Below are 26,480 nucleotides of genomic sequence, written 5' to 3'. Positions count from 1 at the left end.
TGCAGAAATGCGCCCCGCTTACATCGCCTGGGCGCGTGCGCCGGCCTGGTGCGGATAGTTCGCGAAGATCTCGGCAATCGTCGAGTTGATCCGCTGGGCACGCTGATCCGGCTTGTTGTTGGAGACGCGGCCGACCGCGATGCCTTCCCACACCAGACGCTTCGCGCGCGCATCGACCAGGTCGATGTTCATCGTGCCCTCGGTGTAGCGGTACACGCTGGTGCGCTCGTTCCAGTACGGCACCGCGAAGTAGCCGCGCGCGCGGTAGCTGTAGTAGTAGGCGTAGTCGACCGTCGGATAGCTGCTGACGTCGGTGCGGCGTTCCATGTAGGCATTGATGTTCACCCACAGGTCCGGATTGGCCTCGCTGTAGCGGTAGCCACGGCGTTCCATCTCGGCGCGCACCGCCGCCTTGGCGATCTCGCTGGTCTGGGTTTCGTAGCCTTCCTTCTCGATCGCCAGCGGCGTGTAGAAGGACCAGGTGCGGTACGCCGAGAAGTCGGCGCGCGGATCGGCCTCGGTGGTGATGCGCGGGCCGGTGGCACAACCGGCGAGCAGCACGAGGCCGCACAGCGCCACGAGCCAGGCGGCGACGCGGGACGTCGAAGTCTTCATATCGGATCTCCCTGTTCTGGGGCGGATCGTGACGCGCTGTCCCGATACCGTTACTGAACATACGCGGCGGCGTGTCGCGCGGATGCGACGGCCGAAGGAACGATTCATCCGGCCGTGGTGCATTCAGCCCGGGCGATAGACCTCGGCGCCCTGCGCGCGGAACTCCTCGGACTTTTCCGCCATGCCGGCCGCCAGCGCATCCCCGGTGTCGACGCCGTGCTCGGCCGCGTACTCGCGCACGTCCTGGGTGATCTTCATCGAGCAGAAATTCGGGCCGCACATGGAGCAGAAGTGCGCGGCCTTGTGCGCGTCTTTGGGCAGGGTTTCATCGTGGAAGGCTTCGGCCTTCTCGGGATCGAGGCCGAGATGGAACTGGTCCTGCCAGCGGAACTCGAAGCGCGCCTTGCTGAGCGCATTGTCGCGCACCTGCGCGCCGGGATGGCCCTTGGCGAGATCGGCCGCGTGCGCGGCGATCTTGTAGGCCATGATCCCGTCGCGCACGTCTTCGCGGTTCGGCAGGCCCAGGTGCTCCTTCGGCGTCACGTAGCAGAGCATCGCCGTGCCGTACCAGCCGATCATCGCCGCGCCGATCGCGCTGGTGATGTGGTCGTAGCCCGGCGCGATGTCGGTGGTCAGCGGGCCGAGCGTGTAGAACGGCGCCTCGCCGCACTCGCGCAGCTGCTTGTCCATGTTCTCCTTGATCAGCTGCATCGGCACATGACCGGGGCCTTCGATCATGGTCTGGATGTCGTGCTTCCACGCGATCTTCGTGAGCTCGCCCAGCGTCTCCAGCTCGCCGAACTGCGCGGCGTCGTTGGCGTCGGCGATGCAACCCGGGCGCAGGCCGTCACCGAGCGAGAAGGCCACGTCGTAGGCCTTCATGATCTCGCAGATGTCCTCGAAGTGCTCGTAGAGGAAGCTCTCGCGGTGATGCGCGAGGCACCACTTGGCCATGATCGAACCGCCGCGCGACACGATGCCGGTCACGCGCTTCGCGGTCAGCGGCACGTAGCGCAGCAGCACGCCGGCATGGATCGTGAAGTAGTCGACGCCCTGCTCGGCCTGCTCGATCAGCGTGTCGCGGAAGATCTCCCACGTCAGCTCCTCGGCGCGGCCGTCTACTTTTTCCAGCGCCTGGTAGATCGGCACCGTGCCGATCGGCACCGGCGAGTTGCGGATGATCCACTCGCGCGTTTCGTGGATGTGCTTGCCGGTCGACAGATCCATCACCGTGTCGCCGCCCCAGCGGATCGACCACACCAGCTTCTCCACTTCCTCGGCGATGCCGGAACTCACCGCGCTGTTGCCGATGTTGGCGTTGATCTTGGTCAGGAAGTTGCGGCCGATGATCATCGGCTCGCTTTCGGGATGGTTGATGTTGTTGGGCAGGATCGCGCGGCCGCGTGCGATCTCGTCGCGCACGAACTCCGGCGTGATCACCTGCTGGATGTGCGCGCCGAAGGCCTCGCCCGGATGCTGCTGGCGCAGCAGGGCATCGCGCACCAGTTCGAGGCGCTGGTTCTCGCGGATCGCGACGTATTCCATCTCCGGCGTCACGATGCCGCGGCGTGCGTAATGCATCTGGGTGACGTTGGCGCCCGCCTTCGCCACGCGCGGCAACGTGCGCGACGGAAACCGTACGTGGGCGAGCTTCAGATCGTGCTCGCGGCCACGGCCGAATGCCGAAGTCAATGCCGACAGCGCTTCGGTATCGCCGCGTTCCTCGATCCAGCGTGCGCGCAGCGGCGCGAGGCCCGCGGCGAGATCGATCGTGACGTCCGGATCGGTGTACGGACCCGACGGGTCGTAGACGGTGATCGGCGGATTCTCCTCGCCGCCGAACAGCGTCGGCGTGCGCGTCTGCACGATCTCGCGCATCGCCACGCGCAGGTCCGGGCGCGAGCCCTCGACGTGGATCTTGCGCGAGCCGGGGATCGGGCGCGTCACCGATCCGGAGAGCTGATCGGTCTGCTGCAGCAGCGTGGAAGGCACGGCATTCATGGCATTCGTCCTGTGGTGGCGACGGGAACCCGAGGGCGGGCTCTCCTTCTCGCGGACGAAGCGGCGGCGCGGGCCCGACGCACCCACGCCCGCTTACACATGCGGAAGACGGTTTTGCGGCAGGTCCTGCGAAGCTTCCCTACGCCGGTATCAGCCGGATCAGGTTCGAAGGGACTGTCTCAACCGACTGATGCCGGTACCCCCGCTTCGGTGCGGATTAGAGCATGACGCGCGCGCCTGCCCCAATAGCGTCGGTCGGCTTTCGGGCATCACGCAGCGTCCGGCGCGTGTGCACGCGCCGATCGTTACCGCGAAAACCGTTGACACTCCGCGCGACGCCGTGATTCCCTGCAGAAATGACGCACCGCACCAACCACCGCACTGCCCGCCTGATCGCCACCCCGGCGACCGTCGCCGTGCGTGCGGGCGCGGCGTCCATCACCACGCGCGGCACCATTACCGGCACCGGTACCACCGGCCACGGGATGTGGACGCGCGCCGCCAGTTGATCTGACCGCCCGCTCCGCATCCCGACCCGGGGTGCGGACGCCACGTCCCGCGCCCTGCCGGCTGCGGAGCTCCATGAGGAGTTCTCCGATGTCCGCTGTCGCGCCACTCGCTTCACCTGCCCCCGCGGCATCGGCCGCGCTCGCCTGCCACGTGCACAAGTTCGGCGGCAGCAGCCTGGCCGATGCCGCGCATATCGGCAGGCTCGCCGCGCTCGTGCCCGCCGACGCGCGCCTGCGGCCGGTCGTGGTCTCGGCGATGGCCGGCACGACGAATGCGCTGGTCGCACTCGGCGATGCGGCCGCTGCCGGGGTGGACTGGAAGCCGGGCTGGGAGGCACTGCGCCAGCGCCATCTCGAGACGGCGGACGCGTTCGAATCCGAAGCGGGTGGCCCGCTGCACGTCACGCTGGAGATGGAGTTCGCTGCGCTGGCGCGCGATCTGCAGGACCACGCTTCCGGTGTCGATCCGCACGCGCACGACGCGCGCCTCGCGCGCATCCACGGCTGCGGCGAACAGCTTTCGTCGCGGCTCGCCCAAGCCGCACTCGGCCCGGACTGGCACCGGCTCGACGCGCGCGAGGTGCTGGTCGTCCACGCCGCCGAGATGGGCGCCGTCGTCGACTGGGATGCCAGCCGCGCACGGCTCGCGACCTGGCGGCTCGCTCACGGCGCACGCGATGTCGTCATCACCGGCTTCGTCGCGCGAGATGCCGACGGCCGCGACACCACGCTGGGCCGCAACGGCAGCGATTACTCCGCGGCGATCTTCGCCAACCTGTTCGATGCCGACGCGCTGACGATCTGGACCGACGTCGACGGCGTGCTGTCCGCCGATCCGCGCCTGGTCCCCGACGCCGTGTGCCTCGACGCGATGTCCTACGCGGAGGCCTGCGAACTCGCCTATTTCGGCGCCAAGGTGCTGCACCCGCAGACGCTGGCGCCGGTGCAGTCGCGCGGCACGCCGGTGCGCATCCGCAACAGTCGCAATCCCGCAGCGCCGGGCACCTTGATCGCGCTGGAGGCCGCCCCCGCGGCGTCGCCGGTCAAGGGCCTGAGCCTGGTGCGCGATGTCGCCGTCCTCGAACTCGTCGGCAATGGGCTCGTCGGTGTGCCCGGCATGGCCGAGCGCATGTTCGCGGCGCTGCACGGCGCCGGCGTGTCGGTGACGATGATCTCGCAGGGCTCGTCCGAGCATTCGATCTGCTGCGTGGTGCGCGCCGAGCAGGCGACGCGCGGCCATGACGCGATCACCGCAGCCTTCGCCGATGCGATCGCCGAAGGCCAGGCGCAAGGGGTCGCGGTGACGACGGACCTGTGCGTGCTCGCAGCAGTCGGCGACGGCATGGTCGGCAGCCAAGGCGTCGCGGCGCGCCTGTTCGATGGACTCGCGCAGGCCCGCGTCAACATCCGCGCCATCGCCCAGGGCGCGAGCGAGCGCAACATCTCGGTCGCCATCGCCCAAGACGACGCCACACGCGCCTTGCGCGCCGCGCACGCCGCGTTCTGGCTGTCGCCGCAGACGGTCTCGGTGGGCGTCATCGGCCCCGGCAACGTCGGCCGCGCGCTGCTGGCGCAGCTGGCCGAGGTGATCCCGTCGCTGCGTGCGCGTGCCGGAGTCGATCTGCGCTTGCGCGCGGTCGCCAGCAGCCGGCACATGCATCTGAGCGATGCCGCACTCGATCCGGACGCCGCAGGCGCGCTGCTCGACGACCACGCGCACGCCTGTGATCTCGACGCCTTCGCCGCGCACGTCCGCGCCGACCATCTGCCGCACGCGATGATCGTCGACTGCAGTGCCAGTGATGGCGTCGCGGCGAAGTACGCGGACTGGCTCGCCGCCGGCATCCATGTCGTCACCCCGAACAAGCACGCCGGCAGCGGCGACTGGCAGCGCTATACACGGATCGCCGAGGCACGCGTCGCCGGTCACAGCCGCTTTCTGTACGAAGCGACGGTCGGCGCCGGCCTGCCGGTGATCGTGACGCTGCGCAATCTGCTCGATACGGGCGACACGCTGCACGCGATCGACGGCATGCTGTCGGGCACCCTGGCGTGGCTGTTCAATAGTTTCGACGGCAGCCGGCCGTTCTCCGACCTCGTACGCGAGGCGCGCGCGCTCGGCTACACCGAGCCGGACCCGCGCGACGATCTGTCGGGGCTGGATGTCGCCCGTAAGCTGGTGATCCTCGCCCGCGAAGCCGGCCGGCCGCTGTCGCTGGCCGATGTCGACGTCGAAAGCCTGGTGCCCGAAGCGCTGCGCGAGGTGCCGCTGGACGTGTTCCTCGATCGACTGTCCGAACTCGATGCGCCGATGCAGGCGCGTCTGGATGCCGCGCGCGCGGACGGGTGCGGGCTGCGCCACATCGCCCGGCTCGGCGCCGGCAGCGACGCGAGTGTTGGCGTGCGCGCACTTCCCGCCGATCATGCGTGTATGCATACACGCCTGACCGACAACCTCGTCCAGTTCACCACCGCCCGCTACGCCGAGAATCCGCTGGTCGTGCAGGGCCCGGGCGCCGGCCCGCAGGTCACCGCCGCCGGCGTGTTCGGCGACGTGCTCGCGATCGCCCACGCACTCGGTGCGCGCACCGGATGGCGCCACGCATGAGCGACAGGCCTGCATCCGCGCGCGCGTTCGCACCCGCGAGCGTCGGCAACATCGGCGTGGGCTTCGACGTGCTCGGCCATGTGATCGACGGCCCGCGCGACGTCGCCCACGTGCGTCGCATCGACACGCCCGAGGTGCGCATCGATTCGATCGGCGGCGCGGTCGAAGGCGCCGATCGCCTGCCTCTGGCAGCTGCCGACAACACCGCCGGCCGCGCGTTGCAATCGCTGCGCGCGGCGCTGTCGCTGCCGTTCGGCTTCGCGCTGACGCTGGAGAAAGGTATTCCGCTCGGCTCGGGGCTCGGTGGCTCGGCCGCGTCCTGCGTCGCGGCGCTGGTCGCGGCGAATGCATTGCTGGACGCCCCGCTGTCGCGCGAGGCGCTGTATCCGTTCGCGCTTGACGGTGAATCGGTCGCGTCCGGCGCGCGGCACGGCGACAACGTCGCGCCGATGCTGCTCGGCGCCGTCACGCTGTCGACCGCCGATCGGCTCATCGCACTCGACGTGCCCGACTGGCTGTTCGCCGTGGTCGTGCATCCGGACCAGGTGCTGGAAACGCGCCGCTCGCGCGCGGTGCTGGCGGACCCGTACGCACTCCACGACGTGGTGAACCACACCACGCATCTCGCGCTGTTCCTGACCGGCCTGCAGCGCGGTGATCGCGACCTCATCCGCGCCGGCCTGCACGACGTGCTGGTCGAACCCCGCCGCGCGCCGCTGATTCCCGGATTCGCTGCGGTCAAGGCCGCAGCACTTGCGCATGGCGCGCTGGGCGCGAGCATTTCCGGCGGCGGACCCAGCGTGTTCGCGTGGTTCGATTCGCGCGAAGCGGCCGAACGCGCTGCCCCTGCAATGCGCGCCGGCTTCACCGGTGCCGGCATCGAAGCGCAGGCCTATGTCTCGCCGGTCGCAGGTCCGCGCGCCGATCTGCTCGATGGAGACGCCGCATGAAGTTCGTCAGCACCCGCGGCGACGCACCCGCCGTCGGCATCGACGATGCGCTCGTCGCCGGTCTGGCGCCGGATGGTGGCCTGTACGTGCCCGAATCGATTCCGACGATCGATCTCGTCACCCCGCGTGCGACCCTCGTCGACACCGCCGTCACCACCCTCGCGCCGTGGTTCACCGGTTCGCGGATCGAGTCGCAACTCACCGAGCTCTGCGCGACGGCGTTCGCATTCGACGCGCCGCTGCGTCCGCTCGCAGGTCCGGGCGACCATCTGCTCGAGCTGTTCCACGGTCCGACCGCGGCATTCAAGGATTACGCCGCCCGCTTCCTCGCCGGCGCGCTCGGCGCACTGCGCGATCCCGCGGCGCCGGACACGACGATTCTCGTGGCGACATCAGGCGATACCGGCGCAGCCGTCGCCTCCGCATTCCATCGCCGGCCCGGTTTCTCGGTCGTGATCCTGTACCCGGACGGACGCGTGTCGCCGCGACAGGCGCACGGTCTGGAATGCTGGGGCGACAACGTGCATGCATACCGCGTCGACGGCAGTTTCGACGACTGCCAGCGACTCGCGAAGCAGGCGCTGTCGGATCCGGCGCTGCGCGCGCGCATCAAGCTGGGCACCGCCAACAGCATCAGCCTCGGCCGCCTGTTGCCGCAGGCCGCGTACTACGCGCATGCCGCCGCGCACCACAATGCCGCGACCGGCGAGGCGCTCAATCAGATCGTGCCGACCGGCAATCTGGGCAATGCGTCCGCCGCGTTCGTGGCGCGGGCGATGGGCGCGCCGCTGGGCGAGATCCGCTTGGCCTGCAATGCGAACGACACGCTGCCACGGTTCTTCGACGGCGCGGACTATGACGCCCAACCCACGCGCGCCACGCTCGCGAACGCGATGGATGTCGGCGCACCGAGCAACTTCGAACGGCTGCGCCACTGGCATGCCGACGACGCCGCATTGCGCACCGCGTTCGTCGCGCGCTCGGTGGACGACGCGACCATCCGTACGACGATCCACGAAGCGCCTGGGCGCCACGGCATCGTGCCGTGCCCGCACACCGCCACGGGCCTGCATCTGCTCGAAACCCTGCGCGCGGACGGCGATACGCGCGACTGGGCGGTCGTGGCGACTGCGCACCCCGCCAAGTTCGACACCATCGTCGAGCCGCTGGTGGCGCGCCGGGTCGACCTGCCGCCGGCATTGGCCGAATGCCTGGCGCGCCCGGCGCATGGCGTCGACCTGCGCAACACCTACGACGCACTCACCCGCGTGCTGGTCGGAGACACGGGCCGCTCCTGAGCGGCGATGCCCGCGGCCGACGCATGAAGAAGGGCCTCCACATGGGAGGCCCTCCGGTTGCAGTGCTTTACGGAACCGAAGTCAGTTCTTGTGGTCGGCGTGCCCGACCTTCAGCTGCGCGCTGTCGACGCGCTGGACGCCTTCGATCTCCCCGGCGATCGCCTTGGCGCGATCGATCTGCGCCTGCGACTCGACGTCGCCCGACAGGCTCACGATGCCGTTGGCGGTCTCGACACCGATGTCGAGGCCGGCAACGTCGCTCGACGCGAGCAGATCGGCCTTGACCTTGGTGGTGATCCACGTATCGGACACGGGCTGATCGGAATCGGTCTTCGCAGCGACGGTCTGGTCGCCGCGTTCCTGCATCTGCTGCGCAGCAGCCGTGCCCGAGATCAGCATCGCGCCGGCAATCGCGGCGCCCATCAGGGTCCTGTGCATCGTCTTCATGGCGTGTTCCTCGTGCATTCGTGTAGCTGGAGTGTGCGAACGCCTGCGTGCCGAGGGGGTGAAGCGCGGCCTGTTCACGAGGTACTGATCCCGCGCTTGTTATCAGCCGCTCATGAAGCTGACGGGCAAATCCGTGAACGACGACGACAACGTGCGCGCTGCGCGCCTCGCAGGACTGCGCTGGGTCAGCGACGACCTGCCAGGACTGAGCCGGCGCCGCGCAGGCAAGGGATTCAGCTATCGCGATCCCGATGGCAAGGCCGTGCGCGATCGCGCAACGCTCGACCGCGTGCGCATGCTCGCGATCCCGCCCGCGTATCGCAACGTGTGGATCTGCGCACTCGAGAACGGACATCTGCAGGCCACCGGTCGCGACGCGCGCGGACGCAAGCAGTACCGCTATCACCCGGACTGGAGCGAAGTGCGCGGCCACGGCAAGTTCGATCGCATCGTCGCGTTCGCGACCGCGCTGCCGCGTTTGCGCCGTGCACTGGGGCGCGATCTCAAACTGCCGGGCATGCCGCGCGACAAGGTGCTGGCGATCGTCGTCTCGCTGATGGCGCAGACCTTCGTGCGCGTCGGCAACGACAGCTACACGCGCAGCAATGGGTCGTTCGGTCTGACGACGCTGCGCAACCGCCATTTCGAACTCGTGCGTGGCGGGCGTGCGCGTCTGAAGTTCCGCGGCAAGAGCGGACAGGAGCAGGAGATCGAACTCGACGACGCGAAGCTGACCGCGCTGGTGCGCAAGGTGCAGCAGCTGCCGGGCCAGGCCTTGTTCCAGTACGTCGACGACGACGGCGAACGCCACGGCGTCGATTCCGGCATGGTCAACGACTATCTGCGCGAGGCGATGGGCGGCGCGTTCACGGCCAAGGATTTCCGCACCTGGGGCGGCACGCTGATGGCGTTCCGCCGGTTCGCGGCGATGCCGCTGCCCGAAGGCCGGAAGGGCGGCGAGCCCAGCGAGCGTGCACTGGCGACGCAGGAGAAGATCGTCATCGCCGACGTCGCCGATGCGCTCGGCAATACGGTCGCGGTGTGCCGCAAGGCCTACATCGATCCGGTGCTCTACGAGGCCTGGCGCGATGGCGGACTGCAGCGCGCGTCGGGCAACGCGCGCGGCGAACGCCAGTGGGAAGCGGCCGCGCTGAAGCTGTTGCGTCAGCGGCATCGCAAGCGTCCGGCGGGCAAACCGTTGTCGAAGTAACTGTTGACACGTCCGACACGGGCGTGTTTTTCTCGACTCCATGACGCAGCGCAACAACCCCCGCCAGACCGCCATCGCCGCACGCCTCCGCGTGCGCGACGTGCGCCTGCCGGTCGCGCTCACCTCGGCCATTCTCCTCGTACTCGTACTCCTTATTACCGTCCGGAATGGCGCGGGGATGGGGTTCGTGTAGCAAGACGACACCCCACAAGGTCGAAAGAACCTGAACCCCGCGCCGAAAGGCGCGGGGTTTTTGTTTGGCCCCTCGCAAAACCTCCCGCACCAGAGCCCGTCCCGCCATGCATCGCCATCCCGCCGACGCCCGCAACCACCAGCAAGCCACGCCGAAAAGCGCAGCGCGTGCGTCGGCCGCGTGTCCGGAGGCATGCGGCGCCACCGCCTCCGCGACCGCAGACGCGGTGCATGCGACGGCCGGTCGGGACGGGGCAACGCCCTCGCCCGCCGGCCTTTTCCACATCCGGGCCTCACGCATTGCCGCGTGAGCCGCCCGCCCTCCCCCTTTCCACCCGCAGATCGGACACCACTACCCATGAGCAATGCCAACCCCACTATCGCCATCGTCGGCTACGGCAGCCAGGGCCGCGCGCACGCACTGAACCTGCGCGATTCCGGCTTCGACGTCGTCGTCGGCCTGCGTCCCGGCGGCCCGACCGAGCAGAAGGCGAAGGCCGACGGCTTCACCGTCAAAGCGCCTGCCGACGCGGTCGCCGATGCCGACCTGGTCGCCGTGCTGACGCCCGACATGGTGCAGAAGCAGCTGTATGCCGACGTACTGGCGCCGCACATGAAGCAGGGCGCCTGCCTGCTGTTCGCGCACGGCCTCAACGTGCACTTCGACATGATCGCGCCGCGTGCCGATCTGGACGTGGTGCTGGTCGCGCCGAAGGGCCCGGGCGCGCTGGTGCGTCGCGAGTACGAGATCGGTCGCGGCGTGCCCTGCATCTACGCCGTGCACCAGGACCCCACCGGCAAGGCCGAACAGCTGGCACTGACCTATGCCGCGGGCCTGGGCGGCGCGCGCGCCAACATCATCAAGACCACGTTCAAGGAAGAAACCGAGACCGATCTGTTCGGCGAACAGGCGGTGCTGTGCGGCGGCGCGTCGTCGCTGGTGCAGGCCGGTTTCGAGACGCTGGTCGAAGCCGGTTACCAGCCCGAGATCGCGTACTACGAAGTGCTGCACGAGCTGAAGCTGATCGTCGACCTGTTCTACGAGGGCGGCATCACCCGCATGCTGGAATTCATCTCCGAGACCGCGCAGTACGGCGACTTCGTCAGCGGCCCGCGCGTCATCGATGCGAGCGTCAAGGCGCGCATGAAGGACGTGCTGACCGACATCCAGAACGGCACCTTCACCCGCAACTGGCAGGCCGAATACGACGCCGGCCTGCCGAATTACAAGAAGTTCCAGCAGGCCGACAAGGACCATCCGATCGAGCAGGTCGGCAAGCAGCTGCGCGCCAAGATGACCTGGCTGGGCGAGCAGACCGGCGCGCCGGCACAACCGCAGAGCGAGGCCGCCTGATGAACGGCGCCCGCTGGCTGGTGCAGGCGCTGGAAGCCGAGGGGGTCGACACGATCTTCGGCTATCCGGGCGGCGCGATCATGCCGTTCTACGACGCGCTGCACGGCGCATCGTTGAAGCACGTACTGGTCCGCCACGAACAGGGCGCGGCGTTCGCCGCGAACGGGTTCGCGCGGGCCAGCGGGCGCGTCGGTGTCTGCGTGGCCACGTCCGGCCCGGGCGCCTCCAATCTGGTGACCGGCATCGCCGACGCGATGCTGGACTCGGTGCCGATGGTCATCATCACCGGCCAAGTGGCGACACCGCTGATGGGCACCGATGCGTTCCAGGAACTGGACGTGTTCGGCATGACCCTGCCGATCGTCAAGCACAGCTTTCTGCTGCGCAGCGTCGACGAATTGCCCAACGTCGTCGCCGAAGCCTTCCGCATCGCGCGGTCCGGCCGTCCCGGCCCGGTGCTGATCGATCTGCCGAAGGACGTGCAGATCGGTGATGCCGCGCATCTGGGCGCGCACATTCCCTCGACGGCCGATGTCATGCCGGCCTGCGCCGATCACGCGCTGCACGAAGCAGCCGCGCTGATCTCGCAGGCCGAGCGGCCGGTGGTCTACGGCGGCGGCGGCATCATCCTGGGCGACGCGTTGGACGCGTTTCGCGAGTTCGCCGATCTGACCCAGATCCCGACCGTGCTGACGCTGCGCGCACTGGGCGCGCTGCCGCCGGCGCATCCGGCGAATCTGGGCATGCTGGGCATGCACGGTTCGCGCGCGGCGAATCTGGCAGTGCAGGAATCGGATCTGCTGATCGTCGTCGGTGCGCGCTTCGACGATCGTGCGACCGGCAAGCTGGCGGAGTTCGCGCCGCTGGCGCGCATCGTGCATCTGGACGGCGACAGCTGCGAGGTCGGCAAGCTGCGCGCGGCGGACGTGTCGGTGTGCGGCGATGTCGCCACCAGCCTGTCGCGCCTGGGCGCGCCGTGCGCGGCGCAGATGCAGGGCCGACATGCGGCGGCGCGCACCGCGTGGCGTGATCTGTGCGCGCAGCGCCGCGAGAAGTTCGCCGCGCGTTACGACGCACCCGGCGACAAGGTCTTCGCGCCCGCGCTGCTGAAGCGCATGAGCGAACTGGCGCCCGATGCGACCGTCGCCTGCGACGTCGGCCAGCACCAGATGTGGGTCGCGCAGCACTGGCGCTTCGACCATCCGCGCAAGCACCTGACCAGCGGCGCGCTGGGTGCGATGGGCTTCGGCCTGCCGGCCGCGATCGGCGCGCAGATGGAAGACCCGTCGCGGCGCGTGGTCTGCGTCAGCGGGGACGGATCTTTCATGATGAACGTGCAGGAGCTGGCGACGCTCAAGCGCTACCGCGTGCCGGTGAAGATCATCCTGCTCGACAACTCGGCGCTGGGCATGGTGCGCCAGTGGCAGGAGCTGTTCTTCGAGCGCCGCTATTCCGAGATCGACCTGTCCGACAACCCGGACTTCGCGCAGGTCGCGCGCGCGTTCGGCATCCAGGCGTTGTCGGTCGACAAGGCCGCCGATGTCGAATCCGCCCTGGCCGCGCTGCTGGCCGCCGACGGCCCGGCGCTGCTGCACGTCGCCATCGACACCGCCGCCAACGTCTGGCCGCTGGTGCCGCCCAACCACAACAACGCGCAGATGCTCGATGCCGACGAGGCCACCTCGCTCGATGTCGGCGACGCCGTCGCGCCTGTCACCGAACCCGCTGCCGCCACGTCCGCCAAGGAATCGAGCCATGCGTTACCAGTTTGAAATGACCCTGCGCCGCGCCGAAGGCGCATTGGTGCGCGTGCTGGGCACTACCGAACGTCGCGGCTTCCGCCCGGTGTCGTTCGAGGGCGACGCGCACGCGGACGGCGACCGATGGAACCTGCGCATGACCGTCGAGGGTGACCGCGCCGCGATCGCCCTGCAGGGCCAGCTGGCCAAGCTCTATGACTGCCTGTCGGTGGAGGTGTCGCCGTGTCGTTGAACGCCACCGCCGAGGCGGCACCGGCGCAGGCACCGTCGATCGCGGAGACCGCAACGTCCGCGCGTCCGCAGGCCTGGTTCGACGGCGCGCTGTGCGACATCGACGCGCTGCAGGCCGGCCTGACCACGCATGCGATGCATTACGGCAGCGGCGTGTTCGAGGGCATCCGCAGCTACGCGACCGCCGACGGCGCCGCGGTGTTCCGCCTGCCCGAACACATGGCGCGCATGCGCGAAGGCGCGGCGCTGCTGGGCATGCGCTTCGATCCCGCGCAGGCTACCGAGGCGGTGCTGGCGACGCTGCGCGCGAATGGCCATCGCGATGCCTATATCCGCCCGCTGGCCTGGTTCGGCGAAGGCGGTTTCGGCCTGGATGTCGAGGGCCACACCGAACATCTGATGGTCGCGACCACCGCGACCCAGGTGCACCTGGGCGGCACCCGCGCTCGACTGGGCATCAGCACGTGGCGGCGCAATCCCGCCGATTCGCTGCCGCCGCTGAAGCTGTGCGGCGCCTACGTCAATTCCATTCTGGCCAAGCGCGAGAGCAAGTCGCGCGGTTTCGACGAGGCACTGTTCACCGATGCCGACGGCTACGTCGTCGAATGCACCGGCGCCAACGTCTTCATCGTCAAGGCGGGCCGCGTCACCGCGGTCCAGCATCGCGACGCGCTGCCGGGCATCACCCGCGACACGCTGGTGACGCTGAGCGGCGCCGAGTCGCGCGCTGTCACCATCGACGAGCTGTACGACGCCGACGAAGTCTTCGCCTGCGGCACCGCAGCCGAAGTGGCGCCGGTACACGGCGTCGAGGACCGCAGCTACGGCGACAACCCGGTCACCCGCGAACTGGCCGCGCTGTATGCGCGCGTCGTGCGCGGCGAGGCGGAAGTCGCGCGCGGCTGGCTGACGGCAGTCTGAGCATGTCCGAACCCGACGTAGGCCGCGCCCCGCGAGCGACCGCCAGTGATGTGCTGGCGGCGCAGGCGCGGCTGCGTCGGCATCTCGACGTGACGCCGATGCATTACGCCGAACGCTTCGGCTGCTGGCTGAAGCTCGAGAACCTGCAGCGCACCGGCTCCTACAAGGTGCGCGGCGCACTGAACGCATTGATGGCCGCGCGCGAGCGCGGCGACGACCGCACGGTGATCACCGCCTCGGCCGGCAACCACGCGCAGGGTATGGCGTGGGCGGCGTATCGCCTGGGCGTGCCGGCGATCACGGTGATGCCGAAGAACGCACCCGCGACCAAGGTCGCCGGCGTCGCCCACTGGGGCGCGACCGTGCGCCTGCATGGCGAGACCTACGACGAAGCCAAGGCCTTCGCCGCCGAACTGGCCGCGCAAAACGGCTTCCGTCTGCTGTCGGCGTTCGACGATGTCGACGTGATCGCCGGTCAGGGCACCGTCGGGCTGGAGATCGCCTCGGTGCTGATGCCGGACGTGGTCATCGTGCCGATCGGTGGTGGTGGCCTGGCCTCGGGCGTCGCGCTGGCACTGAAGTCGCAGGGCGTGCGCATCGTCGGCGCACAGGTCGAAGGCGTGGATGCGATGGCGCGCGTGCTGCGCGGCGATCATTCGCCGTTCTCGCCCGCGGCGACGCTGGCCGACGGCGTGCGGGTCAAGGATCCCGGCCTGCTGACGTGCGCGCTGCTGGCCGATCTGCTCGACGACGTGGTGATCGTGCGCGAGGCCGAACTGCGTGAAACGCTGGTGCGTCTGGCGCTGGAAGAACACGTGATCGCCGAGGGCGCCGGCGCGCTGGCACTGGCCGCCGGCCGCCGCGTCGCCGGCAAGCGCAAGGTCGCGGTGGTCTCGGGCGGCAACGTCGATGCCGGTGTGCTGGCGCAGCTGCTGTCGGACGTGCGTCCGCGCCCGCCGCGCAAGCCGCGCCGTCGCATTCGCGAAACCGCGCCCGAGGTGCCGGCCATTGCGGCCTTCGCACCCGCCGCGCACATGGCGACGCCGCGTCGCCGCAACGACCTCGCCGCATCCGCGCCGTCCGGAGGCGGCGAACCGCGACTTCGACGCGCGACCGCCGCCCGCATCGAACGCACGCCACACGCAATTCCCGAGGAACTCCCCGCATGACCGCTTCCGACACCATCCGGATTTTCGACACCACCCTGCGCGACGGCGAACAGTCGCCCGGCTGCAGCATGACCCCGCAGCAGAAGGTGGTGATGGCGCGCGCGCTCGATGCGCTGGGCGTCGACATCATCGAAACCGGCTTTCCGGCCAGCTCCGAATCCGACCGCGAAGCCGCACGGCTGATCGCGCGCGAGGTCCGCCGGCCGACGCTGGCCGTGCTGTCGCGCTGCCTGCCCGCCGACATCGAAGCCTCGGCGCGCGCCCTGGACGGCACCGCGAATCCGCGCCTGCACGTCTTCATCTCGACCAGTCCGCTGCACCGCGAGCACAAGCTGCGCATGAGCCGGCAGCAAGTGCTGGACATGACCGCGACCAGCGTCGCCCACGCGCGTCGGCTGATCGGCGATGTCGAGTTCTCGGCCGAGGACGCGACCCGCACCGAAGACGATTTCCTGGCCGAGGTGATCGCCGTCGCGATCGCCAACGGTGCGACCACGATCAACGTGCCCGACACGCTGGGCTATGCGACGCCGGAGGAAACCCGCGCGCTGTTCCAGCGTCTGATCGAGACGATTCCCGGCGCACGCGACGTGATCTTCAGCGCGCACTGCCACAACGATCTGGGACTGGCCGTCGCCAATTCGCTGGCCGCGATCGAAGGCGGCGCGCGCCAAGTCGAGTGCACGATCAACGGCATCGGCGAGCGCGCCGGCAACTGCGCGGTCGAGGAACTGGCGATGGCGCTGAAGGTCCGCAACGCGTTCTACACCCTCGACACGCAGATCGACACGCGCCGCCTGGTCCCGACCTCCCAGCTGCTGCGTCGCCTGACCGGCATGGCCGTCCAGCGCAACAAGGCCATCGTCGGCGAGAACGCATTTGCCCACGAATCCGGCATCCACCAGCACGGCATGCTGCGCCACCGTGGCACCTACGAGATCATGAATCCGTCCGACGTCGGCTGGCCCGATTCGAAGCTGGTGCTGGGCCGCCACAGTGGTCGCGCCGCGGTCGGCCATCGCCTGCGCGCGCTGGGGTACACGCTGGAAGAAGCGCAGCTGGAACAGGTCTTCGCCGCGTTCAAGGATCTGTGCGAGCGCCAGCGCGTGGTCGAGGACGACGATCTGGAAGCGCTGATGCACGGCGACGTCGACGGCCAGGGCTGGCGTCTGGCGTCGATGACCGTCAGCGACCGCGGCCAGCGCGCGAGCGCCCAGGTCGAACTGTCGGATCCCGAAGGCGGCAAGGTCAGCGAGAGCGCTCTGGGCGATGGCCCGGTCGATGCGCTGTTCGCCGCATTGGCCACTGCGACCGGCGTCGAGCTGGCGCTGGAGAGCTACCAGGTCCACAGCGTCGGCATGGGCCGCGACGCGCGCGGCGAAGCCAGCGTCAGCGTGCGCCACGGCGACGAGATCCACGAAGGCACCGGCACCAGCCGCGACATCATCGAAGCCAGCGCGCTCGCCTGGCTGGACGTTGCCAACCGTATCCTGCGCAGCGCGCGCGCCGCGCCGGCGCCGCAGGCCGCGCACGCCTGACGCACCACGCATTCCCTTTCGCATTCCGGACACACCGCCAGCAATGACTGCCAGACCGCCACGCACCCTGTTCGACAAGCTGTGGGACGCGCACATCGTGACCCCCGAGTCCGACGCCGCGCCCGCCGTGCTGTACATCGATCTGCACCTGATCCACGAAGTCACCTCGCCGCAGGCCTTCACCGAACTGCGCGCGCGTGGCCTCGTCCCGCGCCGCCCGGACCGCACCAAGGCGACGATGGACCACTCCACGCCGACGCTGCCGGCTGGCCCTGATGGCCGACTGCCCTATGCCAGCGAAGCGTCGGAAAAGCAGGTCGACACCCTGGCACGCAACTGCGCGCAGTTCGGCATCGAGCTGTTCGACATGTCATCCGACCAGCGCGGTATCGTCCACGTGATCGCGCCCGAACAGGGCTTCACCCTGCCCGGCATGACCATCGTGTGCGGCGACAGCCACACCTCCACGCACGGCGCGTTCGGCGCGCTGGCGTTCGGCATCGGCACCAGCGAAGTCGGCAACGTGCTGGCGACGCAGTGCCTGCTGCAGCGGCGGCCGAAGACGATGTCGATCACCGTCGACGGCCCGCTCGCGCCCGGCGTCGGCGCCAAGGACGTGACCCTGCACGCGATCGGCGTCATCGGCGTCAATGGCGGCACCGGACACGTCATCGAGTACCGCGGCTCCACCATCGAGGCGATGGACATGGAGCAGCGCATGACCCTGTGCAACATGTCGATCGAAGCCGGCGCGCGCGCCGGCATGGTCGCGCCGGACGACACCACGTTCGCCTGGATCGCGCGCACGCCGCGTGGTCCCAAAGGCGCCGACTTCGACGCCGCGGTCGCGCGCTGGCGCGAACTGCGCACCGACGACGGCGCGCGTTTCGACACCGAAGTCCGCATCGATGCTGCCGACATCCGCCCGACGCTGACCTGGGGCACGCATCCGGGCACCGCGATCGGCGTCGACGTGCCGGTGCCGGCCGCGATCGATGCAGCCGAACAGAAGGGACAGGACTACATGCGCGTCGTCGCCGGACAGTCGCTGGCCGGCATGCCGGTCGATGTGGTGTTCGTCGGCTCGTGCACCAACGGCCGCCTGCGCGACATGCGCGAGGTGGCGGACGTGCTGCGTGGCCGCCGCGTCTCGCCAGGCGTGCGCATGCTGGTCGTGCCGGGCTCGGAGATCGTCAAGCGCGAGGCCGAGGCCGAAGGCATCGATGCGATCGTCCGTGAGGCCGGCGCCGAATGGCGCGAGCCGGGGTGTTCGATGTGCATCGCGATGAACGGCGATCTGGTGGCGCCCGGCCAGTTGGCCGTGAGCACCAGCAACCGCAATTTCGAGGGCCGTCAGGGCCCGGGTGCGCGCACGCTGCTGGCCTCGCCGACGACGGCGGCCTGGGCTGCGGTGCGCGGCGTCGTGGCCGATCCACGCGAACTGTTCGACGACCGCCGGGAGGTGGCCTGATGTCCGCCGCGCACATTCCCGAGTTCCCGGTGCGCTCGGCCAGCGTGGTGCTGGCCCAGAGCAATATCGACACCGACCAGATCATTCCCGCGCGCTTCCTGTCGACGACCGAGCGCAATGGCCTGGGCAAGCACGCATTCAACGACTGGCGCTGGCGCGACGACGGCAGCGCGAATCCGGACTTCGCTTTCAACCAGCCGCACAATGTCGGCCGTGTGGTGCTGCTGGCCGGGCGCAATTTCGGCTGTGGCTCCTCGCGCGAACACGCGCCGTGGGCACTGCGCGATCTCGGCCTGCAGGTCGTGGTCAGCAGCGAGATCGCCGACATCTTCCGCAACAACGCGTTGAAGAACGGCGTGCTGCCGGTCGTGCTGCCCGAGGCGGTGGTGCAGGATCTGATGACGCGTCCCGACGACGTGCTGACGTTCGACATCGTCGCCCGCGAATTGCGCACACCGGACGGCACCGTCCACGCCTTCCCGCTCGAGGCGTTCGCACGCACCTGCCTGCTCGAAGGCGTCGACGAAATGGGCTTTCTGCTGGCGCGCGGCGCCGACATCCGCAACTACGAGGACACGCACCATGCACGCTGACATCGTCGTTCTGCCCGGAGACGGCATCGGCCCCGAAGTGACCGCGGCCGCGGTCGACGTGCTGCAGGCGATCGCCCAGCGTTTCGGCCATCGCTTCTCGCTGCACGAACATCTGATCGGTGGCGCCGCGATCGACGCCACCGGCAAGCCGCTGCCCGACGACACATTGGCCGCCGCGCGCGACGCCGATGCCGTGTTGCTGGGCGCGGTGGGCGGGCCGAAGTGGTCCGATCCCAACGCGAGCGTGCGCCCCGAACAGGGCCTGCTGGCGATCCGCAAGGCGCTGGGCCTGTACGCGAATCTGCGTCCCACCAGGCCGCATCCAGCCGCGATGGGCGCCTCGCCGATCAAGCCGCATCTGCTGGCCGGCGTGGACCTGCTGGTGGTGCGCGAACTGACCGGTGGCATCTATTTCGGCGACAAGACCCGCGATGCCGACAGCGCCAGCGATCTGTGCCGCTACACCGTGAGCGAGATCGAACGCGTCGTGCGCCGTGCGTGTCTGCTGGCGCGCGGCCGCCGCGGTCACGTGACATCCGTCGACAAGGCCAACGTGCTCGAGACCTCGCGGCTGTGGCGCGATGTCGCCAGCCGCATCGCGCGCGATGAGTTTCCCGACATCACCATCGAACACCAGCTGGTCGATTCGATGGCGATGCACCTGCTGTCGAAGCCGCGCGCCTACGACGTGATCGTGACCGAGAACATGTTCGGCGACATCCTGACCGACGAAGCCTCGATGCTGGCCGGCTCGCTCGGCCTGCTGCCCTCCGCATCGCTGGGCGAAGGCTGCGTCGGCATGTACGAGCCGATCCACGGTTCGGCGCCGGACATCGCCGGCAAGGGCATCGCCAATCCCTACGGCACGATCCTCAGCGCCGCGCTGCTGCTGCGCTATTCGCTGGGCCTGTCGCAGGAAGCCGCATGCATCGAACAGGCTGTGGACGAGGCGCTGGAGGCCGGTGTGTTCACGGCCGACCTGGCATCCGACGGCACCTCGGTGTCGACACGCGATGCCGCCGCCGCGGTGCTCGCTCGCATCGCGGCGCCCGCGCAGATCGCCGGATAGCGCGCCGCGCTCGATCGCGTACACCCCCACACACACGCCGCCAGCCCCGCGCCCGCCGCACCTGCGAGTCATCGATGCCCGAGTACCGTTCCAGAACCTCCACCCACGGCCGCAACATGGCCGGCGCCCGCGCGCTGTGGCGCGCGACCGGCATGCAGGACGACGACTTCCACAAGCCGATCGTCGCGGTCGCGAATTCGTTCACCCAGTTCGTGCCGGGTCACGTGCATCTCAAGGACATCGGCCAGCTGGTCGCGCGCGAGATCGAGCGCGTCGGCGGTGTGGCGAAGGAGTTCAACACCATCGCCGTCGACGACGGCATCGCGATGGGCCACGACGGCATGCTGTACTCGCTGCCGAGCCGCGAGATCATCGCCGATTCCGTCGAGTACATGGTCAATGCGCATTGCGCCGACGCGCTGGTGTGCATCTCGAACTGCGACAAGATCACGCCCGGCATGCTGATGGCCGCGCTGCGCTTGAATATTCCGGTGGTGTTCGTGTCCGGCGGACCGATGGAAGCCGGCAAGACGAAGCTGGCCGAACACGGGCTCGACCTGGTCGATGCGATGGTCGTCGCCGCCGACCCGGAGGCTTCGGATGAGAAGGTCGCGGCCTACGAGCGCAGCGCGTGTCCGACCTGCGGTTCCTGCAGCGGCATGTTCACCGCCAACTCGATGAACTGCCTGACCGAAGCACTGGGGCTGGCGCTGCCCGGCAACGGCTCGATGCTGGCGACGCACGCCGATCGCGAGCAGCTGTTCCTACAGGCCGCGCGTACCGTCGTCGAGCTGTGTCATCGCTGGTACGGCGCCGAGGATCCCACCGCGTTGCCGCGCGGCATCGCGACCTTCGAGGCATTCGAGAACGCGATGACGCTCGACATCGCGATGGGCGGCTCAACCAACACCATCCTGCATCTGCTCGCCGCCGCGCAGGAGGCCGAAGTCGACTTCGATCTGCACGACATCGACCGCCTGTCGCGCCGCGTGCCGCAGCTGTGCAAGGTCGCGCCGAACATCCAGACCTATCACATGGAAGACGTGCATCGCGCCGGCGGCATCGTCTCGATCCTCGGCGAACTCGCACGGGGCGGGCTGCTGCATGTCGACCAGCCGACGGTGCATAGCCGCACGCTGCGCGATGCCATCGCGCGATGGGACATCACCGTCACCGGTGACGACGCGGTGCGCACGTTCTTCAAGGCCGGCCCCGCCGGCATTCCGACCCAGACCGCCTTCAGCCAGGCGACGCGCTGGGACACGCTCGACGACGACCGCGCGAGCGGCTGCATCCGCGATGTGGCGCATGCGTACTCGCAGGAAGGCGGCCTCGCCGTGCTGCGCGGCAACCTCGCGCCCGATGGCTGCGTGGTCAAGACCGCGGGCGTGGATGCGTCGATCCACGTGTTCGAGGGCACGGCAAAAGTGTTCGAAAGCCAGGACGCCGCGGTAAAGGGCATCCTCGCCGACGATGTGCAGGCGGGCGACGTGGTGGTGATCCGCTACGAAGGCCCGAAGGGCGGGCCGGGCATGCAGGAGATGCTGTATCCGACGAGTTATCTGAAGTCGAAAGGCCTCGGCAAACAATGTGCGCTGCTGACCGACGGACGCTTCTCCGGCGGCACCTCGGGCCTGTCGATCGGACACGCATCCCCGGAAGCCGCGGCCGGCGGCACGATCGGACTGGTGCGCGATGGCGACCGTATCCGGATCGACATTCCGCAACGGCGCATCGAGCTGCTGGTCGACGATGCCACCCTCGCCGCGCGTCGCGCCGAACAGGACGCACTCGGCTGGAAACCTGCGGAGGCGCGTCCACGCAAGGTCACTGCCGCGCTGAAGGCGTATGCATTGCTCGCGACCAGCGCCGACAAGGGCGCGGTGCGCAATCTTGCGATGCTCGGCGACTGAGTGACACTTGCCCGCCGCAGTTCGATCGACGATGGACGCGCGCTGGTGTCGTATTGCCTGAGCGCCGACGACCACAGCGCGTTCGTGATCCAGGCCTTCGACTACGGCGCTCTCGACAGCCGCGCCACCGATGCGATCAGGGCGCGCGTCGCGTCCGAAGTGCGCAAGGCCGCCGGCGGGCGCTGATCTGCAGACGCGCGCGCCGGTCAGGCGCGTGCGTCGTCGTCCCGCTTCACCTTGAACCACGCCGCGTACAGCGCCGGCAGGAAGGTCAGTGTCAGCAGCGTGGCCACGGTGAGGCCGCCCATGATGGCGACGGCCATCGGGCCGAAGAACACGCTGCGCGACAGTGGGATCATCGCCAGGATCGCCGCGAGCGCGGTCAGCACGATCGGGCGGAAGCGGCGCACCGTCGCGTCGATCACCGCATCCCAGCGCGCGTGGCCGGCGGCGATGTCCTGCTCGATCTGGTCCACGAGGATGATCGAGTTGCGCATGATCATGCCGGCCAGCGCGATCGTGCCGAGCATCGCGACGAAGCCGAACGGCACGCGGAACACCAGCAGGAACAGGGTCACGCCGATCATGCCCAGCGGCGCGGTCAGCAGCACCAGCGCGGTGCGCGAAAAGCTGCGCAGCTGCAGCATCAGCAGCGAGACGACGACGAACAGGAACAGCGGCAGACCGGCCTTGATCGAATCCTGGCCTTTGCCCGAATCCTCGACGGTGCCGCCGGTTTCCAGGCGATACCCGTCCGGCATCGACGCGCGGATGCCGTCGAGCGTCGGCAGGATCTGCGCGACGACCGTCGGCGCCGTCACGTCGCCGCGGATGTCGGCGCGCACGGTGATCGTCGGCAGCCGGTCGCGGTGCCAGATGATGCCGTCCTCGAACGTCGGCTCCAGCCGGGCGATCTGGCCGAGCGGCACCGACTGCCCGTTCGAGGTCGGGATCGCCAGGCTTTCAAGCATGTCGAGCTGGCCGCGTTCGTCGTCCGGCCCGCGCATCACGATGCCGATCAGTTCGTTGCCTTCGCGATAGGTGCTGACCTGCAGGCCTGACAGCGAGCTCGACAGGAACTGCGCGAGGTTCTGCGAACTCACGCCGAGCACGCGCGCGCGCTCCTGATCGACCACCAGACGCACGATGCGGCTGGGTTCGTCCCAGTCCAGATTGACGTTGGCGACGTTCGGATTCGTGCGCACCTGGTTGGCGATTGCATCGGCGATGCCGCGCACACGCTCGACGTGCTCGCCCGACACACGCAGCTGCACCGGGTAGCCGACCGGTGGCCCGGTCTCGAGCCGCGTCACGCGTAATTGCAGTGCGGGGAAATGCGGCGCGACCTCGTCGGTGAGCCAGACGCGGACCTGCTCGCGCGCCGCGACATCGGTCGTCGTGACGACGAACTGCGCGAAGTTCGCCTGCGGCAGTTTCTGATCCAGCGGGAGATAGAAACGCGGCGAGCCGCTGCCGACATAGGACACGCGGGACTCGATGCCCGCGCGCGCCTCGAGCAGCGCGTCGAGCCGCGCGGCGGCGGCTTCGGTCGCGCGCAGCGAACTGCCTTCAGCGAGTTCCACGTCGACCATCAGCTCCAGCCGCGTCGAATCCGGAAAGAACTGCTGCGGCACGAAGCGGAACAGCAACAGCGATGCGACGAACAACGCCGCCGTCGCGCCGATGACGATCCAGCGATGGGTCAACGACCAGTCCAGCAACCCGCGGAAGCGCCGATAGAACGGACGCTGGTAGGGATCGTGGTCATGTGTCTGCGGATCCTTCGGCGCGAGTGCGAATGCGAACCGCGGCCAGCGCGTGGCCATGCGGCTGCGCGTGTCGCGCCAGCGCGCGGGCAGCGAACCGGGGCGCGGCGGCTGTGGATTGGCGAGATCGGGCAGCATCTTCTCGCCGAGCAGCGGAATGAACAGCACCGCCGCGATCCACGACACCACCAGCGCGATCGTCACCACTTCGAACAGCGAGCGCGTGTACTCGCCGGTGCTCGACGCGGCCGTCGCGATCGGCAGGAAGCCGGCCGCGGTGATCAGGGTGCCGGTCAGCATCGGGAACGCGGTGTGCGTCCATGCGTAGCTCGCCGCCGCGAGCCGGCTGTCGCCCTGCTCCATGCGCACGGCCATCATCTCCACCGCGATGATCGCGTCGTCCACCATCAGTCCCAGCGCGAGCACCAGCGCGCCGAGCGAAATCTTGTGCAGGCCGATGTCGAACTGGTCCATCGCGATGAAGGTCATCGCCAGCACCAGCGGAATCGACACCGCGACCACCAGACCGGTGCGCAGGCCCAGCGACACGAAGCTCACCAGCAGCACGATGATCACCGCTTCGGCCAGCACCTTGACGAACTCGCCGACGGAATCGCGCACCGCGCGTGGCTGGTCGGACACCTTGCGCAGCGCCATGCCGGCCGGCAGCGTCTCCTGCAGTTGCGCGAACTCGGTTTCCAGACGCTTGCCGAGTTCGAGGATGTCGCCGCCCTCGTGCATCGCGACCGCGATGCCGATCGCGTCCTGGCCCATGAAGCGCATGCGCGGCGCGGCCGGATCGGCGAAGCCGCGCTCGACGGTCGCAATATCGCCCAGGCGCACGGTGCGATCACCCGCGCGGATCGGAAAATCGCGGATCGCATCGACCGAATCGAAGGGGCCATCGACGCGCAACTGCACGCGCACACTGTCGGTTTCGAAGAAGCCCGCCGACGCCAGCGCATTCTGTTCCGCCAATGACTGCTGCACCGCCGCCATCGGGATGCCGAGCGTCGCCAGGCGTGTATTGCTGACCTCGATCCAGACCTTCTCGTCCTGCAGCCCGACCAGTTCGACCTTGCCCACATCGTCGACCAGCTGCAGCTCGCGCTGGATGCGGTCGGCGTAGTCCTTCTTGATCGCGTAGTCGAAGCCCTCGCCGGTCAGCGCGTAGATGTTGCCGAAGGTGTCGCCGAACTCGTCGTTGAAGAACGGGCCGACGATGTCCTGCGGCAGCGACGGACGCAGATCGGCGACCTTCTTGCGTACCTGGTACCAGAGATCGGGAATGTCGGCCGAGCGCATGTCATCGCGCGCATGAAACACGATCTGCGATTCCCCGGGGCGCGAATAAGAGCTCACGAACTCGTAGTCGCCGGTCTCCATCAGCTTGCGCTCGATGCGCTCGGTGACCTGCTGCGAGACCTGCTCGGCGGTCGCGCCCGGCCACTGGGTCTGGATGACCATCGCCTTGAAGGTGAACGGCGGATCCTCGGACTGGCCCAAGCGGCCGTACGAGAAAATGCCGGCCACCGCGACGACCAGCATCATGTAGAGCACCAGCGTGCGGTTGCCGAGCGCCCATTCGGACAGGTTGAAACGGCTCATCGCTGCGCCGCCTGCATGTGCGACGCGCGTTCTGCGAACGCAAGCCGGTTCATTCGGCTGCCGCCGGATGCGCCGCCTGCACCTGCACAGGCCGGTTCTCGCGATCCACCGGCGTCACCCGCTGGCCCTCGCGCAGCAGATGGCCGCCGGCCGCAACCACCAGTGCATCGGCCGCGAGCCCCGACAGCACCGGCACGCTGCGTGCGCCGTAGGGACCGGTCTCGACCGGCACCGAACGCACGATGCCCTCGGCACGATCGACCACCCAGACCGCCTTGCCGCCATCCGCGCCCGGCTGGATCGCGGTCAGCGGCACCTGCAGATCGGCGTCAGCTGTCGCCGCGGCGATATACACGCGGGCGCTCTGCCCGAGTTCGAGGCCTCCGACCGCATCGTCGGCGATCGCCACGCGCGCGGCGTAGGTGCGCGCCTGCGGATCGGCGGCCGCGGCGATCTCGCGGATCGTGCCCGGCACGCGGACGCCCGGCCGGTTCCACAGTTCGATCTCCGCCGGCTGGCCGATCGCGAAGCCGGCGATGCGCGATTCCGGCAACGCGATCGCGACTTCGCGGCCGTCGTCGCCGGCGAGCATGAAGATCACCTGGCCCGCGGCGACCACCTGTCCGGCTTCGGCCTCACGGCTGGCGATGACGCCATCGCGCGGTGCGCGCAGTTGCGTGTAGCCCGCCTGGTTGCCGGCGACGTCCGCCTGCGCGCGTGCGGCGCGCAGCTGTGCCTGCGCCGCGGTGTAGGCCGCGTCCTGTGCGTCCATCTGCGAGCGGCTGATCAGCTGCTGGTCCACGAGCGCGGCGTAGCGCGCACGATCGGTGCGGGTACGCGCATATTCCGCCTCGGCCGAGGCGACCTGCGCCTGCGCCGACTGCTGCTGCAGGCGCAGATCGCCGGGATCGATCTCGGCCAGCACCTGGCCGCGCCGCACGTGCGCGCCGGCATCGACATCGCGCCGCAGCAGTTGTCCGCCCACCTGGAAGGCCAGCGCGCTTTCCTCGCGAGCGCGGATCTCGCCAGGGAACGCGGACGCGCCGCTGTCGGCCGCCGATGCCGGCGTGACCACGAGCACCGGACGCGCCGCCGGCTCGGGCGCCGTGCTGTCACCGCAGGCAGCCAGGATCAGCGTGCAGACGGCGAGCACCGGCAGCGCGAGGCGGGAGGGGCGGATCGGGGTCAGGCGGCGCATGGCGACCGTCCAGCAGTGGGGATACGGAGCCGTATCGTATATTTTCAGAACTGATTGGT

Annotated in this window: 21 protein-coding genes and 1 riboswitch; of the genes, 16 read left to right on the top strand and 5 right to left on the bottom strand. The window is 69.1% G+C overall.

The genetic code is table 11. The annotated features are described in order from the left end of the window. Positions 1-18 precede the first annotated feature (18 nt). Together V3391_RS08745 and thiC are read right to left on the bottom strand one after the other, a co-directional pair. On the bottom strand, positions 19-615 hold the full coding sequence (locus V3391_RS08745) for a DUF4136 domain-containing protein (RefSeq protein WP_332078049.1): 597 nt from the start codon (positions 613-615) through the stop codon (positions 19-21). 123 nt (positions 616-738) lie between these two features. Next, entirely contained in the window at positions 739-2,616 is a 1,878-nt protein-coding gene (thiC, locus tag V3391_RS08740; RefSeq protein WP_332078048.1) for a phosphomethylpyrimidine synthase ThiC, read from the bottom strand. Positions 2,617-2,734: 118 nt separating this feature from the next. Next, a riboswitch (TPP riboswitch) is annotated at positions 2,735-2,830 on the bottom strand. Between the two features lie 142 nt (positions 2,831-2,972). Here thiC and V3391_RS08735 point away from each other — a divergent pair. The 4 genes from V3391_RS08735 (at position 2,973) to thrC (ending at position 7,981) form a co-directional block, all read left to right on the top strand. Then, positions 2,973-3,125: a hypothetical protein gene (locus V3391_RS08735; RefSeq protein ID WP_332078047.1), complete on the top strand. Its 153-nt coding sequence runs from the start codon at positions 2,973-2,975 to the stop codon at positions 3,123-3,125. 88 nt (positions 3,126-3,213) lie between these two features. Next, positions 3,214-5,733, top strand: coding sequence for a bifunctional aspartate kinase/homoserine dehydrogenase I (thrA, locus tag V3391_RS08730; RefSeq protein ID WP_332078046.1), 2,520 nt, complete (start codon positions 3,214-3,216; stop codon positions 5,731-5,733). After that, positions 5,730-6,683 (top strand): homoserine kinase, encoded by a 954-nt coding sequence (locus V3391_RS08725; protein WP_332078045.1) that lies wholly within the window; start codon positions 5,730-5,732, stop codon positions 6,681-6,683. The genes thrA and V3391_RS08725 overlap by 4 nt, the downstream gene beginning before the upstream one ends. Next, positions 6,680-7,981, top strand: a complete 1,302-nt coding sequence (gene thrC / locus V3391_RS08720) for a threonine synthase (RefSeq protein ID WP_332078044.1) — start codon at positions 6,680-6,682, stop codon at positions 7,979-7,981. The genes V3391_RS08725 and thrC overlap by 4 nt, the downstream gene beginning before the upstream one ends. 81 nt (positions 7,982-8,062) lie before the next feature. On the opposite strand, the gene V3391_RS08715 is transcribed toward thrC, so the two are convergent. After that, a complete protein-coding gene (locus tag V3391_RS08715) occupies positions 8,063-8,428 on the bottom strand; it encodes a BON domain-containing protein (RefSeq protein WP_425497224.1) in 366 nt (121 codons plus the stop codon). Between the two features lie 112 nt (positions 8,429-8,540). Between V3391_RS08715 and V3391_RS08710 the strand changes: the two genes are divergently transcribed. The 12 genes from V3391_RS08710 (at position 8,541) to V3391_RS08655 (ending at position 22,035) form a co-directional block, all read left to right on the top strand. Continuing rightward, positions 8,541-9,638 (top strand): DNA topoisomerase IB, encoded by a 1,098-nt coding sequence (locus V3391_RS08710; RefSeq protein ID WP_332078043.1) that lies wholly within the window; start codon positions 8,541-8,543, stop codon positions 9,636-9,638. 550 nt (positions 9,639-10,188) lie between these two features. Continuing rightward, entirely contained in the window at positions 10,189-11,184 is a 996-nt protein-coding gene (ilvC, locus tag V3391_RS08705) for a ketol-acid reductoisomerase (RefSeq protein WP_332078042.1), read from the top strand. Continuing rightward, positions 11,184-12,956, top strand: a complete 1,773-nt coding sequence (gene ilvG / locus V3391_RS08700; RefSeq protein ID WP_332078041.1) for an acetolactate synthase 2 catalytic subunit — start codon at positions 11,184-11,186, stop codon at positions 12,954-12,956. Before ilvC ends, ilvG begins: the two co-directional genes overlap by 1 nt. Continuing rightward, a complete protein-coding gene (locus tag V3391_RS08695) occupies positions 12,940-13,176 on the top strand; it encodes an ACT domain-containing protein (RefSeq protein WP_332078040.1) in 237 nt (78 codons plus the stop codon). Before ilvG ends, V3391_RS08695 begins: the two co-directional genes overlap by 17 nt. Beyond that, on the top strand, positions 13,167-14,096 hold the full coding sequence (locus V3391_RS08690; protein WP_332078039.1) for an aminotransferase class IV: 930 nt from the start codon (positions 13,167-13,169) through the stop codon (positions 14,094-14,096). Before V3391_RS08695 ends, V3391_RS08690 begins: the two co-directional genes overlap by 10 nt. A 2-nt stretch (positions 14,097-14,098) precedes the next feature. Then, entirely contained in the window at positions 14,099-15,265 is a 1,167-nt protein-coding gene (locus V3391_RS08685) for a threonine dehydratase (protein WP_332078038.1), read from the top strand. Continuing rightward, positions 15,262-16,803, top strand: coding sequence for a 2-isopropylmalate synthase (locus V3391_RS08680; protein ID WP_332078037.1), 1,542 nt, complete (start codon positions 15,262-15,264; stop codon positions 16,801-16,803). Before V3391_RS08685 ends, V3391_RS08680 begins: the two co-directional genes overlap by 4 nt. Before the next feature lie 43 nt (positions 16,804-16,846). Beyond that, the gene (gene leuC, locus V3391_RS08675) at positions 16,847-18,274 is read left to right on the top strand and encodes a 3-isopropylmalate dehydratase large subunit (RefSeq protein ID WP_332078036.1); all 1,428 of its coding nucleotides are present in this window, start codon (positions 16,847-16,849) and stop codon (positions 18,272-18,274) included. Then, positions 18,274-18,867, top strand: a complete 594-nt coding sequence (leuD, locus tag V3391_RS08670; RefSeq protein ID WP_332078035.1) for a 3-isopropylmalate dehydratase small subunit — start codon at positions 18,274-18,276, stop codon at positions 18,865-18,867. Before leuC ends, leuD begins: the two co-directional genes overlap by 1 nt. Then, positions 18,857-19,936: a 3-isopropylmalate dehydrogenase gene (leuB, locus tag V3391_RS08665; protein ID WP_332078033.1), complete on the top strand. Its 1,080-nt coding sequence runs from the start codon at positions 18,857-18,859 to the stop codon at positions 19,934-19,936. Before leuD ends, leuB begins: the two co-directional genes overlap by 11 nt. 74 nt (positions 19,937-20,010) lie before the next feature. Next, the gene (ilvD, locus tag V3391_RS08660) at positions 20,011-21,849 is read left to right on the top strand and encodes a dihydroxy-acid dehydratase (RefSeq protein WP_332078032.1); all 1,839 of its coding nucleotides are present in this window, start codon (positions 20,011-20,013) and stop codon (positions 21,847-21,849) included. Continuing rightward, positions 21,850-22,035: a DUF6180 family protein gene (locus tag V3391_RS08655; protein WP_332078031.1), complete on the top strand. Its 186-nt coding sequence runs from the start codon at positions 21,850-21,852 to the stop codon at positions 22,033-22,035. Between the two features lie 20 nt (positions 22,036-22,055). Here V3391_RS08655 and V3391_RS08650 read toward each other — a convergent pair whose 3' ends face one another. Next, positions 22,056-25,223: an efflux RND transporter permease subunit gene (locus V3391_RS08650; protein ID WP_332078030.1), complete on the bottom strand. Its 3,168-nt coding sequence runs from the start codon at positions 25,221-25,223 to the stop codon at positions 22,056-22,058. A gap of 49 nt (positions 25,224-25,272) precedes the next feature. Next, the gene (locus V3391_RS08645) at positions 25,273-26,421 is read right to left on the bottom strand and encodes an efflux RND transporter periplasmic adaptor subunit (RefSeq protein ID WP_332078029.1); all 1,149 of its coding nucleotides are present in this window, start codon (positions 26,419-26,421) and stop codon (positions 25,273-25,275) included. Positions 26,422-26,480 lie beyond the last annotated feature (59 nt).

The sequence above is a fragment of the Luteimonas flava genome, assembly GCF_036584485.1.
Lineage (GTDB): Bacteria > Pseudomonadota > Gammaproteobacteria > Xanthomonadales > Xanthomonadaceae > Luteimonas > Luteimonas flava.
Note: the sequence above shows the minus strand (reverse complement) of the source record. Positions and strands in the feature narration are given on the sequence as shown.